Annotated in this window: 17 protein-coding genes; 11 read left to right on the forward strand and 6 right to left on the reverse strand. The window is 69.0% G+C overall.

Annotated features, from left to right (window positions below):
- Positions 1-331: 331 nt before the first annotated feature.
- The 3 genes from WBL05_RS11710 to WBL05_RS11720 are packed head-to-tail and all read right to left on the reverse strand — an operon-like array spanning position 332 to position 4,657.
- Positions 332-2,323 carry an ABC transporter ATP-binding protein gene (locus tag WBL05_RS11710; protein ID WP_424226117.1) on the reverse strand — a complete coding sequence of 664 codons (1,992 nt, stop codon included), beginning with the start codon at positions 2,321-2,323 and terminating at the stop codon, positions 332-334.
- Positions 2,320-4,056 carry an ABC transporter ATP-binding protein gene (locus tag WBL05_RS11715; RefSeq protein ID WP_424226119.1) on the reverse strand — a complete coding sequence of 579 codons (1,737 nt, stop codon included), beginning with the start codon at positions 4,054-4,056 and terminating at the stop codon, positions 2,320-2,322. Before WBL05_RS11715 ends, WBL05_RS11710 begins: the two co-directional genes overlap by 4 nt.
- Position 4,057: 1 nt before the next feature.
- On the reverse strand, positions 4,058-4,657 hold the full coding sequence (locus WBL05_RS11720) for a TetR/AcrR family transcriptional regulator (RefSeq protein ID WP_424226121.1): 600 nt from the start codon (positions 4,655-4,657) through the stop codon (positions 4,058-4,060).
- Between the two features lie 446 nt (positions 4,658-5,103).
- Here WBL05_RS11720 and WBL05_RS11725 point away from each other — a divergent pair, with 446 nt between their 5' ends.
- From WBL05_RS11725 to mnhG, 10 genes are all read left to right on the forward strand, one after another.
- Entirely contained in the window at positions 5,104-6,006 is a 903-nt protein-coding gene (locus tag WBL05_RS11725; RefSeq protein WP_424226123.1) for a DUF4862 family protein, read from the forward strand.
- A 4-nt stretch (positions 6,007-6,010) separates the two neighbouring features.
- Positions 6,011-6,349, forward strand: a complete 339-nt coding sequence (locus WBL05_RS11730) for a hypothetical protein (protein ID WP_424226125.1) — start codon at positions 6,011-6,013, stop codon at positions 6,347-6,349.
- A gap of 7 nt (positions 6,350-6,356) precedes the next feature.
- On the forward strand, positions 6,357-6,701 hold the full coding sequence (locus tag WBL05_RS11735; protein ID WP_424226126.1) for a hypothetical protein: 345 nt from the start codon (positions 6,357-6,359) through the stop codon (positions 6,699-6,701).
- Positions 6,685-8,208, forward strand: coding sequence for a lysine--tRNA ligase (lysS, locus tag WBL05_RS11740; protein WP_424226128.1), 1,524 nt, complete (start codon positions 6,685-6,687; stop codon positions 8,206-8,208). The genes WBL05_RS11735 and lysS overlap by 17 nt, the downstream gene beginning before the upstream one ends.
- A 61-nt stretch (positions 8,209-8,269) precedes the next feature.
- Positions 8,270-11,248 carry a Na+/H+ antiporter subunit A gene (locus tag WBL05_RS11745; RefSeq protein ID WP_424226130.1) on the forward strand — a complete coding sequence of 993 codons (2,979 nt, stop codon included), beginning with the start codon at positions 8,270-8,272 and terminating at the stop codon, positions 11,246-11,248.
- Positions 11,245-11,769, forward strand: coding sequence for a Na(+)/H(+) antiporter subunit C (locus WBL05_RS11750; RefSeq protein ID WP_424226131.1), 525 nt, complete (start codon positions 11,245-11,247; stop codon positions 11,767-11,769). The genes WBL05_RS11745 and WBL05_RS11750 overlap by 4 nt, the downstream gene beginning before the upstream one ends.
- Positions 11,766-13,421 carry a Na+/H+ antiporter subunit D gene (locus tag WBL05_RS11755; protein ID WP_424226133.1) on the forward strand — a complete coding sequence of 552 codons (1,656 nt, stop codon included), beginning with the start codon at positions 11,766-11,768 and terminating at the stop codon, positions 13,419-13,421. The genes WBL05_RS11750 and WBL05_RS11755 overlap by 4 nt, the downstream gene beginning before the upstream one ends.
- Positions 13,421-14,074: a Na+/H+ antiporter subunit E gene (locus tag WBL05_RS11760; RefSeq protein ID WP_424226134.1), complete on the forward strand. Its 654-nt coding sequence runs from the start codon at positions 13,421-13,423 to the stop codon at positions 14,072-14,074. The genes WBL05_RS11755 and WBL05_RS11760 overlap by 1 nt, the downstream gene beginning before the upstream one ends.
- On the forward strand, positions 14,071-14,463 hold the full coding sequence (locus WBL05_RS11765; RefSeq protein ID WP_424226136.1) for a monovalent cation/H+ antiporter complex subunit F: 393 nt from the start codon (positions 14,071-14,073) through the stop codon (positions 14,461-14,463). Before WBL05_RS11760 ends, WBL05_RS11765 begins: the two co-directional genes overlap by 4 nt.
- On the forward strand, positions 14,460-14,885 hold the full coding sequence (mnhG, locus tag WBL05_RS11770) for a monovalent cation/H(+) antiporter subunit G (protein ID WP_424226138.1): 426 nt from the start codon (positions 14,460-14,462) through the stop codon (positions 14,883-14,885). The genes WBL05_RS11765 and mnhG overlap by 4 nt, the downstream gene beginning before the upstream one ends.
- On the opposite strand, the gene WBL05_RS11775 is transcribed toward mnhG, so the two are convergent.
- Together WBL05_RS11775 and WBL05_RS11780 are read right to left on the reverse strand one after the other, a co-directional pair.
- Positions 14,882-15,547, reverse strand: a complete 666-nt coding sequence (locus tag WBL05_RS11775) for an aminodeoxychorismate/anthranilate synthase component II (protein WP_424226140.1) — start codon at positions 15,545-15,547, stop codon at positions 14,882-14,884. The genes mnhG and WBL05_RS11775 overlap by 4 nt on opposite strands.
- A gap of 22 nt (positions 15,548-15,569) precedes the next feature.
- Positions 15,570-16,319, reverse strand: a complete 750-nt coding sequence (locus tag WBL05_RS11780) for a DUF881 domain-containing protein (RefSeq protein ID WP_424226142.1) — start codon at positions 16,317-16,319, stop codon at positions 15,570-15,572.
- 118 nt (positions 16,320-16,437) lie between these two features.
- On the opposite strand from WBL05_RS11780, the gene WBL05_RS11785 reads away from it, so the two are divergent.
- A complete protein-coding gene (locus WBL05_RS11785; RefSeq protein WP_424226143.1) occupies positions 16,438-16,725 on the forward strand; it encodes a cell division protein CrgA in 288 nt (95 codons plus the stop codon).
- A 149-nt stretch (positions 16,726-16,874) separates the two neighbouring features.
- Here WBL05_RS11785 and pknB read toward each other — a convergent pair whose 3' ends face one another.
- Positions 16,875-18,872, reverse strand: a complete 1,998-nt coding sequence (pknB, locus tag WBL05_RS11790; protein ID WP_424226145.1) for a Stk1 family PASTA domain-containing Ser/Thr kinase — start codon at positions 18,870-18,872, stop codon at positions 16,875-16,877.
- Positions 18,873-18,884 lie beyond the last annotated feature (12 nt).

An 18,884-nucleotide genomic window follows, 5' to 3' on the forward strand; every position in this document is an offset into this window, starting at 1 on the left:
GACCGCCCACCGCGAGCAACGAGGTGACCGTCAGCCCCGCCCTGGACGCGCCGACCCCGGCAGTCCACAGGCTGACCCGGCCGCCCAGCCGGCCCCGGAACTGGCGGCCCGGCTCGCGGCTGGCATCGGCGAACGGGTGGGTCGAGTGGATCGTCATGACCACCATCTAGCATGACCGCCGGATCGGTGCGCAACTGTGGGACGCCTGGGCGGCGACCCGGGGTTGCCGGAACCACACGCCAGGAGCCGGCTCGGCCAGACCCTCGGCGTCCCGGCGCCAAGCAGGCCCGGCCAGACCCTCGGCGTCCCGGCGCCGAGCAGGCCCAGCCAGTCAGGCCTGGCCAAGAGCTGCTGCGAACTGCGACTGGTACAGCTCGTAGTAGGCGCCCCGGGCCTCGATCAGCTCGTCGTGGTTGCCCTTCTCGACGATGGCGCCGTCCTGCATCACCAGGATCAGGTCGGCGTCCCGGATCGTCGACAACCGGTGCGCGATCACGAAGGAGGTGCGTCCCGACCGCAGCCGGGCCATCGCCTGCTGCACCAGCACCTCGGTGCGGGTGTCCACCGACGAGGTCGCCTCGTCCAGGATCAGCACCTCCGGGTCGGCGATGAACGCCCGGGCGATCGTGATCAACTGCTTCTCGCCGGCGGAGACGTTGGTGCCCTCCTCGTTGATCACCGTGTCGTAGCCGTCGGGCAGCTGGTGGACGAAGGCCTCCACGTGCGCAGCCGTCGCGGCGGCCACCACCTCGTCCTCGGTGGCTCCCGGTTTGCCGTAGGCGATGTTGTCGCGGATCGACCCGCCGAACAGCCAGGTGTCCTGCAGCACCATGCCCAACTGGCTGCGCAGCGTGGCCCGGGGCACCGAGGTGATGTCGACCCCGTCGAGCAGGATCTGGCCGCCCTGGATCTCGTAGAACCGCTCCAGCAGGTTGACCAGCGTGGTCTTGCCGGCCCCGGTCGGGCCGACGATGGCGATGGTCTGGCCGGGCCTGGCCTCCAGGTCGAGCCCGGTGATCAACGGACGCTGCGGGGTGTAGCTGAAGTCGACGTCGCGGAACTCGACGTGGCCCTCGATCACCTCGGGCAGCCGCCCGTCGGCGTCCGGGCTCATCTCGGTGGCGTCCAGCACCTCGAAGACCCGCTCGGCCGAGGCGACCCCGGATTGCAGCAGGTTCGCCATCGACGCGATCTGGGTGATCGGCTGGGTGAACATCCGGGAGTACTGGATGAACGCCTGCACGTTGCCCAGCGGCATCCGGCCGTTGGCCACCTGCAGACCGCCGACCACCGCGATCACCACGTAGTTCAGGTTCCCGATCAGGAAGTTGACCGGCATGATGATGCCGGAGATGAACTGGGCCCGGAACGAGGAGTTGAACAGCTTCTGGTTGGTCTGGTCGAAGCTGTGGGCGACCTCGCGCTGGCGTCCGAAGACCTTGACCAGCGCGTGCCCGGTGTAGGCCTCCTCGACCACCCCGTTGAGCTCACCGGTGGCCGTCCACATGGCCACGAACTGCTTCTGCGCCCGCTTGCCGATCAGTGCGGAGACCACCCCAGCGATCGGCACGATGGCCAGCGTCAGCCAGGCCAGCAGCGGGCTGACAGTGAACATCATGATGGTCACGCCGATCAGCGTGAGCAGCGCGTTCAGTAGCTGGCCGAGGGTCTGCTGCAGCGACTGCGACACGTTGTCCATGTCGTTGGTGATGCGGCTCAGCAACTCGCCGCGGGGCTGGGCGTCGAAGTAGCGCAACGGCAGCCGGTCAAGCTTGGCCCGCAGTTGGTCGCGCATCCGGTAAACGGTGCGCTGTACCGCGCGGTTGAGCAGGTAGTTCTGCAGGAAGCTGAGCAGCGCTGAGGCAACGTACAGCCCGAGCGCCAGCAGCAGCCAGCGGCTCAATTGGTCGAAGTCGACGCCCTGGCCGGGAATGACGTTCAGCCCGCCCAGCATGTCGGCGAGCTGGCCCTGTCCGTTGGCCCGGAGCATGTCGATCACCTGCTGCTTGGTCATGCCGGGCGGCAGCTGGCGGCCGATCACGCCGTTGAAGATGACATCGGTGGCCCGTCCGAGGATCTTCGGCCCCACCACGGAGGCCACCACAGCGAACGTGCCCATCGCAATCACGACCGCGAACAGCATGCGCTCGGGCCGCAGCAGACCCAGCAGTCGACGCAGCGACGGGCCGAAGTTGATCGCCTTCTCGTTGACGTTCTGCGCCATCGGCCCGTGCCCCATCCGACCTGGGCCGACGCGGGGCCGCTCCGGAGCCGCCTGCTGGGCGACAGTGCGGTGGGCCGGGGTTTCTTGCTGCCGGCTCATGCTGCGGCCTCCTCGACACTCAGCTGCGACTCAACGATCTCGCGATAGGTCTCACAGCTGGCGAGCAACTCATCGTGCCCATCCAGCCCGACTATGCGGCCCTGCTCCAGCACCACGATCTGATCGGCCTGCCTGATGGTGGAAGCGCGCTGCGCCACGATCAGCACCGCCGCGTTCTCGGTTCGGGACGCCAGCGCGGCCCTCAGCCGGGCGTCGGTGGCGACGTCCAGCGCGCTGAACGCGTCGTCGAAGACATAGATCTCCGGCTGCTTGACCAGCGCCCGGGCGATCGACAGCCGCTGCCGCTGACCGCCCGAGACGTTGCTGCCGCCCTGCGCGATGGCCGCGTCCAGTTGCCCATCCATCTCGCTGACGAAGTCGGACGCCTGCGCGATGTCGAGGGCCTGCCAGATCTCGTCCTCGGACGCGTCCGGGTCACCGTAGGCCATGTTCGACCTGACGGTGCCGCTGAACAGGTAGGCCCGCTGCGGCACCAGGCCGATCCGGCTCCACAGCACGTCCGGGTCGATGTCGCGGACGTCGACACCGTCGACCAGCACCCGGCCGCCGGTGGCATCGAACAGCCGCGGAATCAGGTTGACCAGCGTCGACTTGCCGGAACCGGTGGAGCCGACCACCGCAGTGGTCTGGCCCGGCCGCATCTCGAAGGTGATGCCCGACAACACCGGGTCGTCGGCCCCCGGGTAGGCGAACTCCACGTCCTCGAAGCGGACGGTGCCCTGCTCGGGCAGCACGGTGACCGGGTCGGTCGGTGGCACCACAGTGGAAGAGGTTCCAAGCACCTCCATGATGCGCTTGGCGCAGACGGCGGCGCGAGGAGCCATCATCACCATCATCGTCGCCATCATCACGCTCATCAGGATCTGCATCAGGTACTGCAGGAAGGCGGTGAGCTGGCCGACCTGCATTTCGCCGGCATCAACCCGCATGCCGCCGAACCACATCACCCCGACGCTGCCCATGTTCATCACGAACATGACGAACGGGAAGAGCACCGCGAACAGGGTGCCGATGGCGAACGCGAGCCGCATGATGTTGGCGTTGGCCTTGTCGAACCGCTGCCGTTCGAGCGGCTCACGGGTGAACGCCCGGATCACCCGGATGCCGGTGATCTGTTCCCGGACCACCTGGTTGATGGTGTCGATCTTCACCTGGTTGGCCTGGAACAGTGGGGTCATCCGCCAGACCAGGATGCCGATCACCGAGCCGAGCAGCACCACTGCCACCAGGATCAGCCACGACAGCACAAGATCTTCGCGCAGCGCCATGAACACCCCGCCGACCATCGTGATCGGGGCCGAGATCATCATGATGCAGGTCATCAGCACCAGCATCTGAACCTGCTGCACGTCGTTGGTGCTTCGGGTGATCAGGCTGGGGGCACCGAACTGGTTGAGCTCGCGGGTGCTGAACGACAGTGTCCGGTCGAAGACCGCCGCCCGGACGTCGCGTCCGAACGCCATCGCCGCCTTGGCGCCGAAGTAGACCGCGATCATCTGGCTGAGCGCCTGGGTGAGGCTGACGGCGAGCATGACGGCGCCGTTGCGGATGATGTAGTCGGTATCGCCCTTGGCGACACCGTTGTCGATGATGCGGGCGTTCAGGCTGGGCAGTGACAGCGACGCCACGGTGGCCACCAGCTGGAAGACCACGACGCCGACCAGCGTCAACCAGTAGGGCCGGATGTAGGTGTTGACGAGTCTGGTCAGCATGTCAGTCCTCTTGAGGGGTGTGGACGCCGTGGACGATGACCTCGGCGATGCCGGCCGGGTCACCGAAGTCGAGGTCGGCGAGCATCGGGTGGCCCGATGCCATCGCCATGATCCGGATGACCGCCGCGGCTTGCGGCAGGGAGACCCTGATCTGGTCGGCGAATGGGGTGAGGGAGTCCACCAGCGCCTCGCTCACCGCGACGGCGCGCTGATGGTGCGCGGCCTTGTCGTGGCCGCGGTGGGCCGATGCGGTCAGACCACCCGGGGCCGAGTGCAGCGCGGACGCGACCGCGTGGACGGCGCCGGCGTCGGCGACCAGCAGTTCGACCAGCCTTGCCACGTGCTGTGCGAGGGACGGCTGGGGCGCCAGGCCGCGGATGCGCAGGCACAGCTCGGTGGGGTCGAGGGTGTCCTCGATGACCGCCGCCATCAAATCCTGCTTGCACTCGAAGACCCGGAAGATGGTACCCTCGGCAACCCCGGCCGCCTCGGCCACCTGCCTGGTGGTGAACTGCCCGCCGCCGGCCACCAGCAGCGGGCGGGCAGCGTCGATAATGGTCTGGCGCCGCTCGTCGGGCGGCAGGGGAGTTGCTCTTGCCACGGCGCTCAAAGATAGCTGAGTGAGTGCTCACTCACAAGAGCGGGCCTGGAATTGGTGCCTGGTTGTGCACGATCTCCGCTGGGCAGTTCCGGGCCCGGGGGACGGGACAGTGCCCGCTCTGGGCACCAGACGCGAGCAGTTTCGGCGCCGGTGGACAGGATCTGCACGTCCGGGAACCAAGACGTATGGGCGACCCGCCCTGGCTCGGCGCCGCGGGCACTCTCCGTCGAAGATGCCCGAAACTGTTCGCTCCAGGGGCCAGACGCGTGCATTTTCGATCCCGTCGGAGCAATCGTCCTCGCTGTGCCTGGCGACCGCAAACGAGTGGATGCACCCGGTCACGGTCTGCCCGGATCCTGCCTTCAGTCCGCGGCCACCAGGGCAGCGCAGCCGGGGGCCGGGCGTGCCAGACTTGGGGCAGTTGTCGTCACGCGAGGGAGCAGCCCATGGAACTTTACTCATCCGCATACAACGTGTGGCCCGCCGACGCCGAGGGCCGCCGAGAGTTCATGGCCGGGCTGATCGGCCACGGCTGGCTGGCCGGGCTGGAGCTGGGCTACACCGACTCCCTCGAATGGCCGGACGGCGCACCCGACACGCTGGCCGCGATCGTCACCGGCATCCCGGGCACCACGGCTCGCAATGCCGAGGACGCCGAGTTCGGCCTCGCGTCCCCCGACCGTGGCGGCCGGGAGCGAGCCTTGGCGTGGGCCCGTGAAATGGCCGCCGCGGTGTCCGCGCTGAACGCCGAGGGCCACCGGATCAAGGCGGTGCAGGTGCACTCCGCGCCGACCGGGAAGGCCTCGCCCGAGTTCTTCGCCGAGTCGCTGCGCGAAATGGCCGGCTGGGACTGGGGCGGCGCCGAGTTGTGGGTGGAGCACTGTGACGCCTGGGTGCCGGGCCAGCAGCCCAACAAGGGATACCTCACCGTCGGCCAGGAGATCGCCGTCCTCGACAAGGTGTCCGCCGAGGTCCCCGACGTCCGGCTGGGCCTGGTGATCAACTGGGCGCGCAGCGCCATCGAGGGCCGCAGCGCGGAGACGCCGCTGGCCCACATCAGGCAGGCAGCGGCGTCCGGCTGGCTGCGGCACGTCGGGTTCTCCAGTTGTTCCGGGGAGGAGACCGCCTTCGGTGGCCCCTGGGCCGACCAGCACCTGCCGTTGGCCGGCACCAGCGTCGCCCCGAACGGCTCACTGCTGGGTGCCGAGGAAGTGGCAGCCGCTGTCGAGGCCGCCGGGGACGTCACCTATGGCCTGAAGATCTCGCTGCGTCCCAAGGACCAGAGCGCCGCCACCAAGCTTGCAGCCATCGACGAGAACGCGGGCCTGGTGCTGACCGCAGGGAGCTGACGGCGTGTCGATGTGGCTGGTCATCGTCCTGACGGTGGTGGCCCTGGTGATCCTGGCCGTGTTCGCGCTGCTGATGAAGATGAACCCGGGCGCTCCGGCGGAGATCGTCGCTGCGCACGCCCAGGTGCTGGGCGTGCGCGAGCTGACCGCCGGCGGCCGCGCCCAGCACTGGGTGGCGTTCAGGTTCGACGACGGTCACCAGCGGGAACTGCTCGCCACCCCCAGCCAGGTGGATGTCATCTTCCGTGGCCAGCAGGGAGTCGTCCACTTCGCCGGCGATCGGCTGACCGGCTGGGTGCCGGAGCTCGGTGGTGGCATCCAGGACCAGCACAGCAGCGAGTGAGGACCTTGTGACGCCCATCGAACTGTTGTCCTGGCTGCTCGGCATCGCCGCTGCCCTGATGACGCTCGGCCTGGTCATCTTCCTGGTCGGGCTGTTCCTGCGCACCCGAAGGCAGGGCCGCACCAGCTCTGGGCAGCTGATCATGGAGTCCCCGGTGACCGTGGTCAAGGTGCGCAAGCTCGGCAGCTCCGCGCAGGCCGACCGCGAACTGGTCCTGCGGCTGCCCGACCAGATGGAGAGCACCATCGTGGCCGACGCCCAGCTCGGCGCCAGACTCAAGCCCGGCCACAAGGGCACCGCGCGCTGGGCGGCCGGACGGCTGCTGAGCTTCGCCCATGAGCCGAAACGCTAGGCTGGCCCGCGTGAATGACCAGGCCGACATCGTAGAGCAGCACCAGATCCGTCGTGACAAGCGCGCCCGGATGATCGGCACCGACCGGGAGCCGTACCCGGTCGACATGTCCCGCAGCCACACCCTGGAACAGGTTCGGCAGGGCTGGCCCGACCTCGCGCCCGGGGAGGAGACCCAGGACGTCGTCGAGATCGGCGGCCGAGTGGTCTTCCTGCGCAACACCGGCAAGCTCTGCTTCGCCACCGTTCAGGACGGGTTCGACCAGGACAGCAACGGCGAGCGGTTGCAGGTGATGATCTCGCTCGCCGAAGTCGGTGAACAGGCACTGGCCGACTGGAAGGCCGACGTCGACCTGGGCGATTTCATCTGGGTGCGCGGCCGGGTGGTCAGCTCGCGCCGCGGCGAGTTGTCGGTGATGGCGTCGCAGTGGAAGCTCGCCAGCAAGGCGCTGCGCCCACTGCCCACCCTGCACAAGGACCTGTCCGAAGAGGCCAGGGTCCGCAAGCGTTACGCCGACCTGATCGTCCGCCCGGAGGCCCGCGAGATGGTCCGGGTACGCGCCGCGGTCACCAAGTCGCTGCGCAGGACACTGGACGACGCCGGCTTCCTCGAAGTCGAGACCCCGACGCTGCAGCTCATCCACGGCGGGGCGGCGGCCCGGCCGTTCCAGACCCACCTCAACGCGTTCGACATCGACATGACGCTGCGGATCGCCTTGGAGCTGTACCTGAAGCGGGCGATGGTCGGCGGCACCGACCGCGTCTACGAGATCGGCCGGATCTTCCGCAACGAGGGCATCGACTCCACCCATTCCGCCGAGTTCACCATGCTGGAGGCCTACCAGAGCTGGGGCGACCACCGCAGCATCGCCGAACTCACCAGGAAGATGATCATGGACGCGGCCGACGTGGTCGGCGTCCACCAGATCGAGCGACCCGACGGGCAAGTCATCGACCTGGACGCCGAGTGGACCTGGCTGCCGATCTACCCCGCGATCAGCGAGGCGCTCGGTGAGCAGGTCGAGGTCGACACCCCGGTGGACGTCCTCCGCAAGTACGCCGACGCCCACGAGGTGCCGTGGGACCCCAAGTGGGGCAACGGCAAGCTGGTCATGGAGCTGTACGAGGAGCTGGTCGAGCCCGGTCTGGTCAACCCCACCTTCGTCTGCGACTTCCCCGAGGTCGCCCAGCCGCTGGCCCGCCGGCACCGCAGCGAACCGGGCAAGATCGAGGCCTGGGACCTGATCATCGGCGGGGTCGAGCGGGCCACCGGGTTCAACGAGCTGATCGACCCGATCATCCAGCGCCAGATCCTCACCCAGCAGTCACTGGCCGCCGCGGCCGGTGACCCGGAAGCTATGCAGCTGGACGAGGACTTCCTCGCCGCACTGGAACAGGGCGCACCGCCGATGGGCGGCATGGGCATGGGCGTCGACCGGCTGATAATGATGTTCACCGGCGCCGGTATCCGCGAAACCATCCTGTTCCCTTTGCTTCGGCCGCAGTGAGACGAGGTTGCGGCTCCGTTAGAATCGGGCTCGAATCTGTCTGAGAGTTGGGAGCCCCATCTTGATCCAGCTGCTTTGCGTCCACGCAGTGGCAGCTGTGATGGCCCCTCTACTGTTCAAGCTCCTCGGCCGCAAGGCATTCGCGCTGCTGGCGCTGGTGCCCGGATCCGCGGCGGTGTGGGCGGCCTGGCAGACCGGTACCGTCTTCGGCGGTGAGCCACCGGTCCAGCAGGTGACCTGGGTGCCGCAACTCGGCCTCGACCCGGAGTTCCGGCTGGACGCGCTGAGCTGGTTGATGACGTTGATCGTGGGCGGGATCGGCGCGCTGATCCTGATCTACTGCTGGGCGTACTTCGGACGCTCCGCCACCGCGCTGGGCCGGTTCGGTGGCGTCTTCGTCGCCTTCGCCGGCGCGATGCTGGGCCTGGTCACCGCCAACAACACCACGATCGTCTACCTGTTCTGGGAACTCACCACCGTCTTTAGCTTCCTGCTGATCGGGCACTACCACGAACGGCAGCCGTCTCGGCAGGCGGCCATGCAGGCCATCATCGTCACCACCTTCGGTGGGCTGGCCATGCTGGCCGGCATCGCGATGCTCGGCCTGCTGCCCGGCGGGTCATTCGTGCTGTCCGACCTGGTCGCCAGTGCAGCAGCCGGGACGCTCGGCGAGGGCGCGCACCCGGTGCTGGTGCCGACCGCGATCGTGCTCATCCTGCTGGGCGCGCTGACCAAGTCGGCGCAGGTGCCGTTCCACTTCTGGTTGCCGGCCGCGATGGCCGCACCCACCCCGGTATCCGGCTACCTGCACGCGGCCGCGATGGTCAAGGCCGGCGTCTATCTGGTTGCCCGGCTGGCGCCCGGCTTCGCGTCCTACCCGATCTGGCAACCCATCCTGCTGGCCGCCGGGCTGACCACCATGATCATCGGCGGTTACCGGTCGCTGCGGCAGTACGACCTGAAGCTGCTGCTCGCGTTCGGTACCGTCTCCCAGCTCGGCTTCATCATGGTGCTGGTCGGGCACGGCGATCGAGGCGTCGCGTTGGCCGGGTTGGCGATGCTGGCAGCGCACGCGATGTTCAAGGCGTCGTTGTTCCTGGTGGTGGGCGCCATCGACCACGAGTTCGGCACCCGCGACCTGCGCGAACTGTCCGGCCTGGCGCGGGCGCTGCCCGGTCTGACGGCGGCGGCGACGCTGGCGGTGGCGTCCATGGCAGGGGTGCCGCCGCTGCTCGGCTACGTCGGCAAGGAGGCCTCGCTGCACGCCCTGGTCGAGCGCGGCGACTGGGTGGTCTTCGCTGGGGTGGTGCTCGGGTCGATGCTGACGGCGGCCTACTCGCTGCGGTTCTGGTGGGGCGCGTTCGCCACCAAGAATGGCGTCGAGGAAGTCCACGAACACCGGCTGGACGTCCGCCTGATCGGCCCGATCGCGATCCTGGCCGTCGGTGGCCTGGTCGCCGGCGTGCTGCCCGGTCGGGTGGAGGCGCTGCTGGTCCCGCACGCCGACCTCTACCCCGGGCAGGCCGGGCACCTGGTGCTGTGGGGAGGCTTCGGCGTCCCGGTGCTGGCCACCGTGCTGATCTTCGCCGTCGGCATCCTGCTGTTCGTCCGGCGCCGCCAGGTCAGCCGGGCGCAGGCCAGGCTGCGCATCCCGAGCGCCGACAACGCCTACCGCGGCATCCTGCGGGGCGTCAACAACCTGTCCGCCGACCTGACCGCCGCCATCCAGACCGGTTCGCTGCCGAACTATCTGGCGGTGATGCTGCTGACCCTGATCGCCACCGGCGCGCTGGTGGTGATCGTCGGCTTCACCCCGGGACTGGTCTCGCTGCGCTGGTGGGACTCGCCGACCCAGGCCGTGGTCTCGGTGCTGGCCTGCGTGGCGGCGGTGCTGATCGTGCGGTCGCGGCGGCGGATGAAGGCGGTGCTGGTGATGGCCTTCGTCGGCTATTCCACCGCGCTGCTTTTCGCGCTGCAGGGGGCCCCCGACCTGGCGCTGACCCAGGCGCTGGTGGAGACCGTCACCCTGGTGCTGTTCGTGCTGGTGCTGCGCCGGTTGCCGCCGTTCTTCTCCAACCGGCCGTACGCCTCCAGCCGGATCGGGCGGGTGATCATCGGTTTCGTGGTAGGCATCTCGGTTGCCCTGCTGGCCTGGATCGCGGCCTCGGCGCGCGTCCACCCGCCGGTGACTGTCGACTACCCGCAAGAGGTGCTGATCTTCGGATACGGACGCAACATCGTCAACGTCACCCTTGTCGACACCCGCGCCTGGGACACCCTGGGTGAGATCTCGGTGGTGCTGGCCGCCGCCACCGGCGTGGCCTCACTGATCTTCATCCGGGAGCGCGCCAGCGCACCCGACCTGCAACGGGCCTTCCAGACCGCGGTTGCGGCGCGGGCGGTGTGGGGCAGCCGCCGGGTGGAGCGGCGGATCCTGGCCGAGCAGTTGGTTGCCCGGGGACGCCGGGGGCGCGGCGAACCACTGCGTCCGGACCGGCGAGGGCGGATCTGGCTGCCCGGGGTGGCAACGTTGGCCCCGATGCGAAGGTCGCTGGTCTTCGAGATCGGGGCCCGGATGGTCTTCCACCCGATCGTGATCTTCTCACTGTTCCTGCTGTTCTCCGGCCACAACAACCCCGGCGGCGGCTTCGCCGGCGGCATGCTGGCCGGCATCGCGCTGATCATCCGGTACCTCGCCGGCGGCCGCTTCGAACTGGCGCTGGCCACCCGGATCCGTCCGGGCGCGATCCTGGGCATCGGCATGACGGTGGCCACCACCGCGGCCATCACCCCGATCTTCTTCGGCGGCACCGTGCTGCAGACCACCGTCTTCGACCTGGTGCTGCCGGTCTTCAATGAGATCCACCTGGCCACCGCACTGTTCTTCGACGTCGGCGTCTACCTGATCGTGATCGGCCTGGTGCTGGACATCCTCAGTTCGCTGGGCGCCGAGGTCGACCGGCAGGCCGAGGCCGAGGGCGCATCCGCGCCCGAGCTGGCACCCGACGCCGGATCCCGGGTCGAGGAGGTGGCGCGATGATCGACGTCTCCCCGTCCCTGGCGCTGCTGGTGCTGGTCGGTGTGCTGATCGGTTGCGGCACGGTGCTGGTGCTGGAACGCTCGCTGAGCCGGGTGGTGATCGGGGCCAGCCTGATCACCTACGGCGTCAACGTCATGGTGCTGATGTCGGGTGGCCGCGCCGGTGGACCGCCGATCATCGGCCAGAGCGAGGTCGAGGAGATGGCCGACCCGCTGCCGCAGGCGATGGTGCTGACCGCGATCGTCATCGGGTTGGCGCTCACCGCGTTCATGCTGGCCATGTCGTACCGCACCTGGCAGCTCAACGGCAACGACGAGGTGCAGGACGACAACGAGGACCGCCGGATCGCGCTGGCCGCGGCCCGCGACGCGGTGGCCGAGCGGGTCACCGACGACTCGGGGGCAAGCCTGGACGACCAGGCCGCCATCGTCTTCGACGAGACCGAGGACCTGCCGGCCTTCGAAGGTGCCGTGGACGAACTGCTGCCCCGCCGACCCAGCCGGGACGGGGTTGCCGAGTGAACCTCGCCGAGTGGTCGTGGGTGCTGGGCATCCCGGTGCTGGTGCCGTTCGCCGGTGCCGCCATCTCGCTGCTGCTGGCCCGTTCGCACACCGGGCAACGGATCGTGTCGCTGGTGGCGCTCAGCATCGTGCTGCTGGACGCGATCTTCATCGGCTACCTCAGCCTGAGTGGTCCGGTCACCCTGGACGTCGGTGGCTGGTCGGCTCCGATCGGCATCACGCTGGTCGCCGACCGGCTGAGCGCGCTGATGCTGCTGGTGTCGGTCTTCGTGACACTGTGCGTGCTGATCTACTCGTTCACCCAGGACCTGGCCGAGAACCAACGGCTGCCGATCGCGGTCTTCCAGCCGACCTTCCTGATCCTGTCGGCCGGGGTGTCCAACGCCTTCCTCACCGGTGACCTGTTCAACCTGTACGTCGGGTTCGAGATCCTGCTGGTGGCCAGCTTCGTGCTGATCACCCTCGGCAGCACCCGTGAACGGATCAGGTCGGGCACCGTCTACGTGGTGGTCTCGGTGGTCAGCTCGTCGATCTTCCTGATCGCGCTGGCCATGGTCTACGCGGCGGTCGGTACCGTCAACATGGCACAGATCGCGATCCGGCTACCCGAGATCGACCAGGGCGCGGCCCAACTGATCCAGGTGATGCTGTTCGTGGCGTTCGGTGTGAAGGCGGCCATCTTCCCGCTGCACGCCTGGCTGCCCGACTCCTACCCGATCGCGCCGGCCCCGGTGACCGCCGTCTTCGCCGGTTTGCTGACCAAGGTCGGCATCTACGCGATCATCCGGACCCACACCACGATCTTCTCCGACTCCGACCTGAACGGGGCGCTGCAGGTCTTCGGCCTGGTCACGATGGTCGTCGGCATCATGGGCGCGGTGGCGCAGGACGACATCAAGCGGTTGCTGTCGTTCACGCTGGTCTCGCACATCGGCTTCATGCTGTGGGGCGTCGGCATCGGCACTGCCGAGGGGCTGACGGCTGCGGTCTTCTACACCGCCCACCACATCATCGTCCAGACCGCCCTGTTCCTGGTGTCGGGCCTGATGGAGCGGGTCGGCGGATCGACGTCGCTGGTGAAGCTCGGGTCGCTGCTGAAGGCCTGGCCGCTACTGGGCGTGCTGTACCTCATCCCGGCGTTCAACCTGGCCGGCATCCCACCGATGTCCGGCTTCCTGGGCAAGCTGGGCTTGATCGAGGCGTCCGTCGCGCACGGTCGACCGCTCGACTACTCGCTGATCGCCGGCGGTCTGATCACCTCGCTGCTCACGCTGTACGCGCTGATGCGCGGCTGGAGCATGGCGTTCTGGCAGCCGTCCGAGGACGAGGACGTGGTCAAGGGCCACGTGCCGTGGACGATGACCGGGGCCACCATCGCCCTGATCGTGGCCTCGCTCGGGCTGACCTTCTTCACCGGCCCGATCTACTCCTACGCGCGGGGGGCCGCGATCGAGTTGCGGGCACAGGCGCCCTACGTGGTCGCGGTGCTGCCGGACGCCGAACGCGGCACCGGCCAGTCGCACACCGAGGCCGAGGAGGAGCAGGAGAGCCCGCGCACCTCGCCGACCCCGGTGGTTCCGCCGCTGCAGACCCCGGGCGGGACGCCCGAGGCCTCGCCATCACCGCAGCCGAGTCCGGGAGGTGACTCCTGATGCCCAGCACCACCTCGCAACTGTGGGACCGCAGCGCGTCCCCGCTGACGATCGTGCTGCTGACGTTCATGTGGGTGCTGCTGTGGGGTGACCTCAGCTGGGGCAACCTGCTGGCCGGCTTCCTGCTGGCGGTGGCGGTCACCTGGGCGCTGCCGGTGCCGCGCGGCCCGCGGCGAAGGCTGATCATCCGGCCGATCGCGTTCGCCCGGCTGGTCGGGCTGTTCATCTGGGACGTCATCGTGGCGGCATTCCAGATCGTCACCGTCATCCTCACCGGGCGAACCCCGCGCGAGGCGATCATCCGCGTCCCCACCCGGGCCCACTCCGACGGCTTCCTGACCGCCACCGCAGGGTTCACCGCACTCGTCCCGGGCTCCATCGTGATCGACGCCCACCGGCTCACCGGCACCCTGTACGTCCACGTCTTCGACGTCGGGGACGCGCCGGACGCGCTCGAGGAGGCCCACGAGCGGGTGCTCATCCAGGAGGAGCGGATCCTGCGGGCATTGGCGTCGGCCGAGGAACTGATGGACGCCGGGTTCCGGCCGGGCGGGTCGATGAAGGCGGGTCGGTTGACCGTCCAGGAGATGGCCGAGCATCGCGAACGGGTACTGGCCAAGCGGCGCCTGCACCGAAAGGAGGACGCCAGGTGACCTACGTCCTCTATGCCTGCCTCGCCGGCATCCTGGTCGGGATGGGCGTGGTGATCGTCCGGCTGCAGAAGGGGCCGAGCAACCTCGACCGGGCCGTCGCGCTGGACGTCATCACCTCAGCTGTGGTCGGCACCGTGGTCATCACCATGGCGTTGACCGGCCGGGTCGACCTGCTGCCGTTGCTGGTGGTGTTCTCCTCGGTGGCGTTCATCAGCTCCACCACCATTGCCCGGTTCTCCCAGGCCGAGGCGATCAGCGAACGGCGCATCCTTACCCCGGCCGAGGCGGCCGCGGAGGGTGAACCCCGGTTCTCCGATACCGACGCGCCGGTCCACCCGGACGCCGACGAGATCATTGCGAAGAAGACGCTGCCGGGGGACGAACGATGATCGTGTGGTTGCAGGCGGTGGGGGTCGGGCTGATCGCGGTCGGCTCGTTCCTGGTGCTGGTGACGTCGATCGGCATGACCAGACTGCGCAGCCTGTACGCGCGGATGCACGCGTCCACCAAACCCCAGGTGCTCGGGGTGATCGTGATGTGCGCCGGCCTGGCGTGCGTCATGCAGAAGTCGCGGGTTTCGTGGACGCTGCTGCTGGTGGTGATCCTGCAACTCGTCGTCGCCCCGATCTCGGCGCACATGCTGGGCCGGGCGGTCTACCGGCTCAAGCAGATGGACCGGAACGTGATCGTGGTGGACGAGTACGGCGAAGACCTGGAGCGGGCCGAGCGGCACCTGCACGAACTGGGGGAGGCCGACGGGGTGGCCAGCGGTGACCCGATGCCGCCACCGACCACCAACATCCTCGGTTAGCGCCGCTGGGTGTTCGCGAGCTGACCGGCCAGGGCCGGCTGCATCAGCGGTGCCAGGCCGGCCGCCCGGGCCGGGGCGTCGGCGTCCCCGCAGGTCGCCAGCCAGTTGGCGAGCATCTGGTAGCCGCCCTGGGTGAGCACTGACTCCGGGTGGAACTGCACCGCCTCGATCGGCAACTCGGCGTGCCGGATGGCCATGATCACCCCGGACTCGGTGCGGGCGGTGACCTCCAGTTCGCCGGGCAGGGTGGCCGGGTCGACCGCCAGCGAGTGGTACCGGGTGGCGATGAGCGGGTCAGGCAGGCCGCTGAACACCCCACGGCCGTCGTGGCGGACCAGCGAGGTCTTGCCGTGCACCAGCTCCGGCGCCCGGCCCACCACCGCGCCGTGGGCCACCCCGATCGCCTGCAGGCCCAGACAGATCCCGAAGATCGGGACCCGGCCACCGAAGCGGCGCACCAACTCGACGCTCACTCCGGCGTCCTGCGGCGCACCGGGCCCGGGGGACAGCAGCACCCCGTCGAAGTCGGCCACCCAGTCGTCGGCTGCGAACCGCTGGTCGTCATTGCGCCACACGTCGACCCGGGCGCCGATCTGGGCCAGGTAGTGGACGACGTTGTAGACAAAGGAGTCGTAGTTGTCGACGACGAGGACGCGAGCCATGGGCACAATTATGCGGGCTGCCTCAGCCTTGGGTGGACGCCTGCCTGGGCAGCGGTCCAGTGTAGGGGGGCAGGCTCACCTCGGCCAGGCGTTGCTGCTCGTAGCCCAGCTGGTAGGCCTGGGCGTACTGCCGGTAGACCTGGACGCCGGAGTCGGAAGCCAGCCCGGCCTCCAGCAGCGCCGGATCACCGATGGCCACGATCTCATAGGGCGGGGCGTACGCGGTGCCGTGCAACACCACGGTGTTGCCGACGCACTTGACCGCGGTGGTGGACACCACCCGCTGGCCCTGGATCGTCATCGCCTCGGCACCGGCCGCCCACAACGCGTTGACCACGTTCTGGATGTCCTGTTCGTGCACGACCAGCATGTCGCCGTCCACCCCCGGCGGGGTGAAGTCGATCGGCGCATCGGTGAGCACCACCTTCACCGCCGGACCCTTCACGGCCTCCAGACCGGCGCTGCGGGAGATCATCCCGGTCTCGGGGTCAACGCTGGGCGCACCGGCCGCACCCTGGGCGGCGGCGAGTTCGTCGTTCTCGGCCCGTAATTCGGCGGCCCGCTCGGCCAGTTCCTGGTTGCGATGTTCGACCTCGGCGACCAGTTGCGCCACGTCGTTGGTGCGGTTGGGACGCAGGTCGCTGCCCTGGGCGGTGATCGCAGTCGCCCCGATCAGCAGCCCAGCCAGCAGTCCCACCAGCAGGGTGCTGATGCGGGGGCGGCGACGGGGGGCGGGCTGTTCGCCTACGCTCGCGTCCGCGGTGGCTGGCATGCCGACAGACTACCCGCCCGGCTGATGGGGGCGACTTGGGCGGGGTCGTCGGCAACGGCCATACTGGAGCAGTGGCCCGACAGGTGGTCACCGCCAGAGCAGATCAGGAGCGTAAGCAGTGCCGCAATCCAAGGTTCGCAAGGAGGCCGCCGAGAAGAAGGTCGCCAAGAACAAGGCGAAGGCCCGGGCCGAACAGGCGAAGTCGCAGGCCAAGCTGGCGGCCGGGACGCGGGACTGGGTGCCGTGGGTCTTCATCCCGCTCGGTCTGGTTGGCGTGCTGTGGCTGCTGGTCTTTTACGTCGCAGGCAACCAGGTCCCGGTGATGCGTGACCTGCAGAACTGGAACTACCTGATCGGCATCGGCCTGATCGCCAGCTCCTTCGTGGTGGCCACCTTCTGGAAGTAGCCCTTGGGCGCTATCGGTCCCCGGCGCACGATAGTGCACGCCTTCGAGGCTGTTCGCGGACAATCTCGGGCGCCTTCGACGGAAACTGCACGGCAGGGCCCCGGGCGGCCGCCGTGCGCCCGACCCGAGCCGCCGAAACGCAACCGGCCCTAGCCGCCGGTCGTCGGAGTCGGTGAGGGCGAGCGGGTGGGGGAGGGCGGCGCGTCCGTCGTCCCGTACCACAGCACGATCGAGGCGGTCTTGTCGACGGTTTCGCCCGCGGCGGGGGATTGCTCGACGATCAGGCCCTCCAGGTCCTCCTCATCGACCTCGCGCGGATCGACCATGATCGACCCGGTGAACCCAGCATTGGCCAGGGCCGCCCGCGCCTCGCTCTCGGTCAGCTGGCCGCTCACCAGGTCGGGCATCACCGCCTTGCCCTGGGCGACGTAGAGCACGATCGCGGTGCTCCGGGTCACCTGCTCGCCCGCAGTCGGGGAGGTGCGCACAACCTCGCCGGCGCGCGCAGCCACCGGCTCCTCCTCCAGCCCGACCTGCTGCACGCTGACGTTGCTGAACCCGGCATCGGTGAGGGTGGTCCGGGCGTCCGAGGCCTGCTCGCCGACCAGGCCGCCGGGCATCCGGGTCATCCCGGACGCCACGTACAGGGTGACCTGCGCATCGGTGGACAGTTCGCTGCCCTCCGCCGGGCTCACCCGAACTACCTCGCCCTCTGCGGCGTCCATGGTGTCGAGGTTGGCCGGCGCCGGCAGCGGTTCGATCTTGGTGAAGCCGGCCTCACGGAGCCGTTCGATGGCCTGGTCCTGCTGCAGGCCGACCAGGCCGGTCGGGATCAGCGAGACCGGTGGGCCATCATTGACGGTCAGGGTGACGGTGCTGCCGACCAGCACCGAGGTGTCACCGACTGGCGACTGCTCGATCACGGTGCCCTTGCCCTCGGCCGGCCCGGTGACCCGCTCGATCCGGGGGTTGAGCTGGGCGCCGGTGATCAACTCGGCGGCGGCCTCCTCCTGGAAGCCGATCACCGCCGGCACCAGCACCTCGTTGTTACCCGGGTCGGCCATCAGCCGCCAGGCGAACAGGCCGAGCGCGCCGAGCAGCAGCAGCAGCAGCCCGACCAGCACCACGGTGGCCGGCGAGACCCGACGCCGGGGTTCCGGCTCGTCCTCCTCGAAGTACGCGGCGTCCTCACCGGCCGGGTCGGGCTCCACCTCGTCGACGGGCGGCAACGCCCGGGTGGGCCCGGGGGAGTCGGCGATCGGGGCCGGCACCAACGCCGGCAGGTGGGCGGTGACCGATTGCCCGTTGAGCAGCCGCCAGCAGTCGTCGCGCATCGCCTTGGCCGACTGGTAGCGATCATCGGGGCTCTTGGCGAGCGCCTTCATGGTGATCGCGTCCATCTCCGGGGTGACGTCGGCGTCCAGTTGGCTGGGCGGGATCGGCATCTCGCGGACATGCTGGTAGGCCACGCTCACCGGGGAGTCGCCCAGGAACGGGGGACGGCCGGTCAGCAGTTCATACAGCAGGCAGCCGGCGGAGTAGATGTCGGAGCGGGCGCCGACCTGCTCGCCGCGGGCCTGCTCGGGGGACAGGTACTGCGCGGTGCCGATCACCGCCGCGGTCTGGGTCATGGTGGCCGAGGTGTCCGAGACCGCGCGGGCGATGCCGAAGTCCATCACCTTGACCTCGCCGGACGGGGTGATCATCACGTTGGCCGGCTTGATGTCGCGGTGCACGATGTCGTGCTTGTGCGAGTAGCTGAGCGCGTCCAGCACCCCGACGGTGTACTCGAACGCCTTCTCGGGCTGCAGGACCCGACCCTGCCGCAGCACGTCGCGCAGGGTGTGGCCCTCGACCAGTTCCATCACGATGAACGGCACCGAGATGCCGGACGCCGGGTCGACCTTCTCACCGGTGTCGTAGACGCTGACGATGTTGGGGTGGTTCAGCCCGGCCGCCGCCTGGGCCTCCCGCTGGAACCGGGCCTGGAAGGTGCTGTCGGTGGCCAGGTCGATACGCAACCGCTTGACTGCTACCAGCCGGTCGAGCCGCAGGTCACGGGCCCGCCAGACCTCGGCCATCCCGCCGCGCCCGATGACCGCTTCGAGCTGGTATCGACCGCCCAGCACGATCGGATCGTCGGTCATCTTCTGCTCCCC

Origin of the sequence: Brooklawnia sp., assembly GCF_049651565.1 — a bacterium.
Taxonomy (GTDB): Bacteria; Actinomycetota; Actinomycetes; order Propionibacteriales; family Propionibacteriaceae; genus Brooklawnia.

Bases quoted from the DNA above. Each gene is read 5' to 3' on its own strand.
- WBL05_RS11710 (WP_424226117.1), bottom strand. From the start codon at position 2,323: ATGAGCCGGCAGCAAGAAACCCCGGCCCACCGCACTGTCGCCCAGCAG.
- WBL05_RS11715 (WP_424226119.1), bottom strand. From the start codon at position 4,056: ATGCTGACCAGACTCGTCAACACCTACATCCGGCCCTACTGGTTGACG.
- WBL05_RS11725 (WP_424226123.1), top strand. From the start codon at position 5,104: ATGGAACTTTACTCATCCGCATACAACGTGTGGCCCGCCGACGCCGAG.
- lysS (WP_424226128.1), top strand. From the start codon at position 6,685: ATGAGCCGAAACGCTAGGCTGGCCCGCGTGAATGACCAGGCCGACATC.
- WBL05_RS11750 (WP_424226131.1), top strand. From the start codon at position 11,245: ATGATCGACGTCTCCCCGTCCCTGGCGCTGCTGGTGCTGGTCGGTGTG.
- WBL05_RS11760 (WP_424226134.1), top strand. From the start codon at position 13,421: ATGCCCAGCACCACCTCGCAACTGTGGGACCGCAGCGCGTCCCCGCTG.
- mnhG (WP_424226138.1), top strand. From the start codon at position 14,460: ATGATCGTGTGGTTGCAGGCGGTGGGGGTCGGGCTGATCGCGGTCGGC.
- WBL05_RS11775 (WP_424226140.1), bottom strand. From the start codon at position 15,547: ATGGCTCGCGTCCTCGTCGTCGACAACTACGACTCCTTTGTCTACAAC.
- WBL05_RS11780 (WP_424226142.1), bottom strand. From the start codon at position 16,319: ATGCCAGCCACCGCGGACGCGAGCGTAGGCGAACAGCCCGCCCCCCGT.
- pknB (WP_424226145.1), bottom strand. From the start codon at position 18,872: ATGACCGACGATCCGATCGTGCTGGGCGGTCGATACCAGCTCGAAGCG.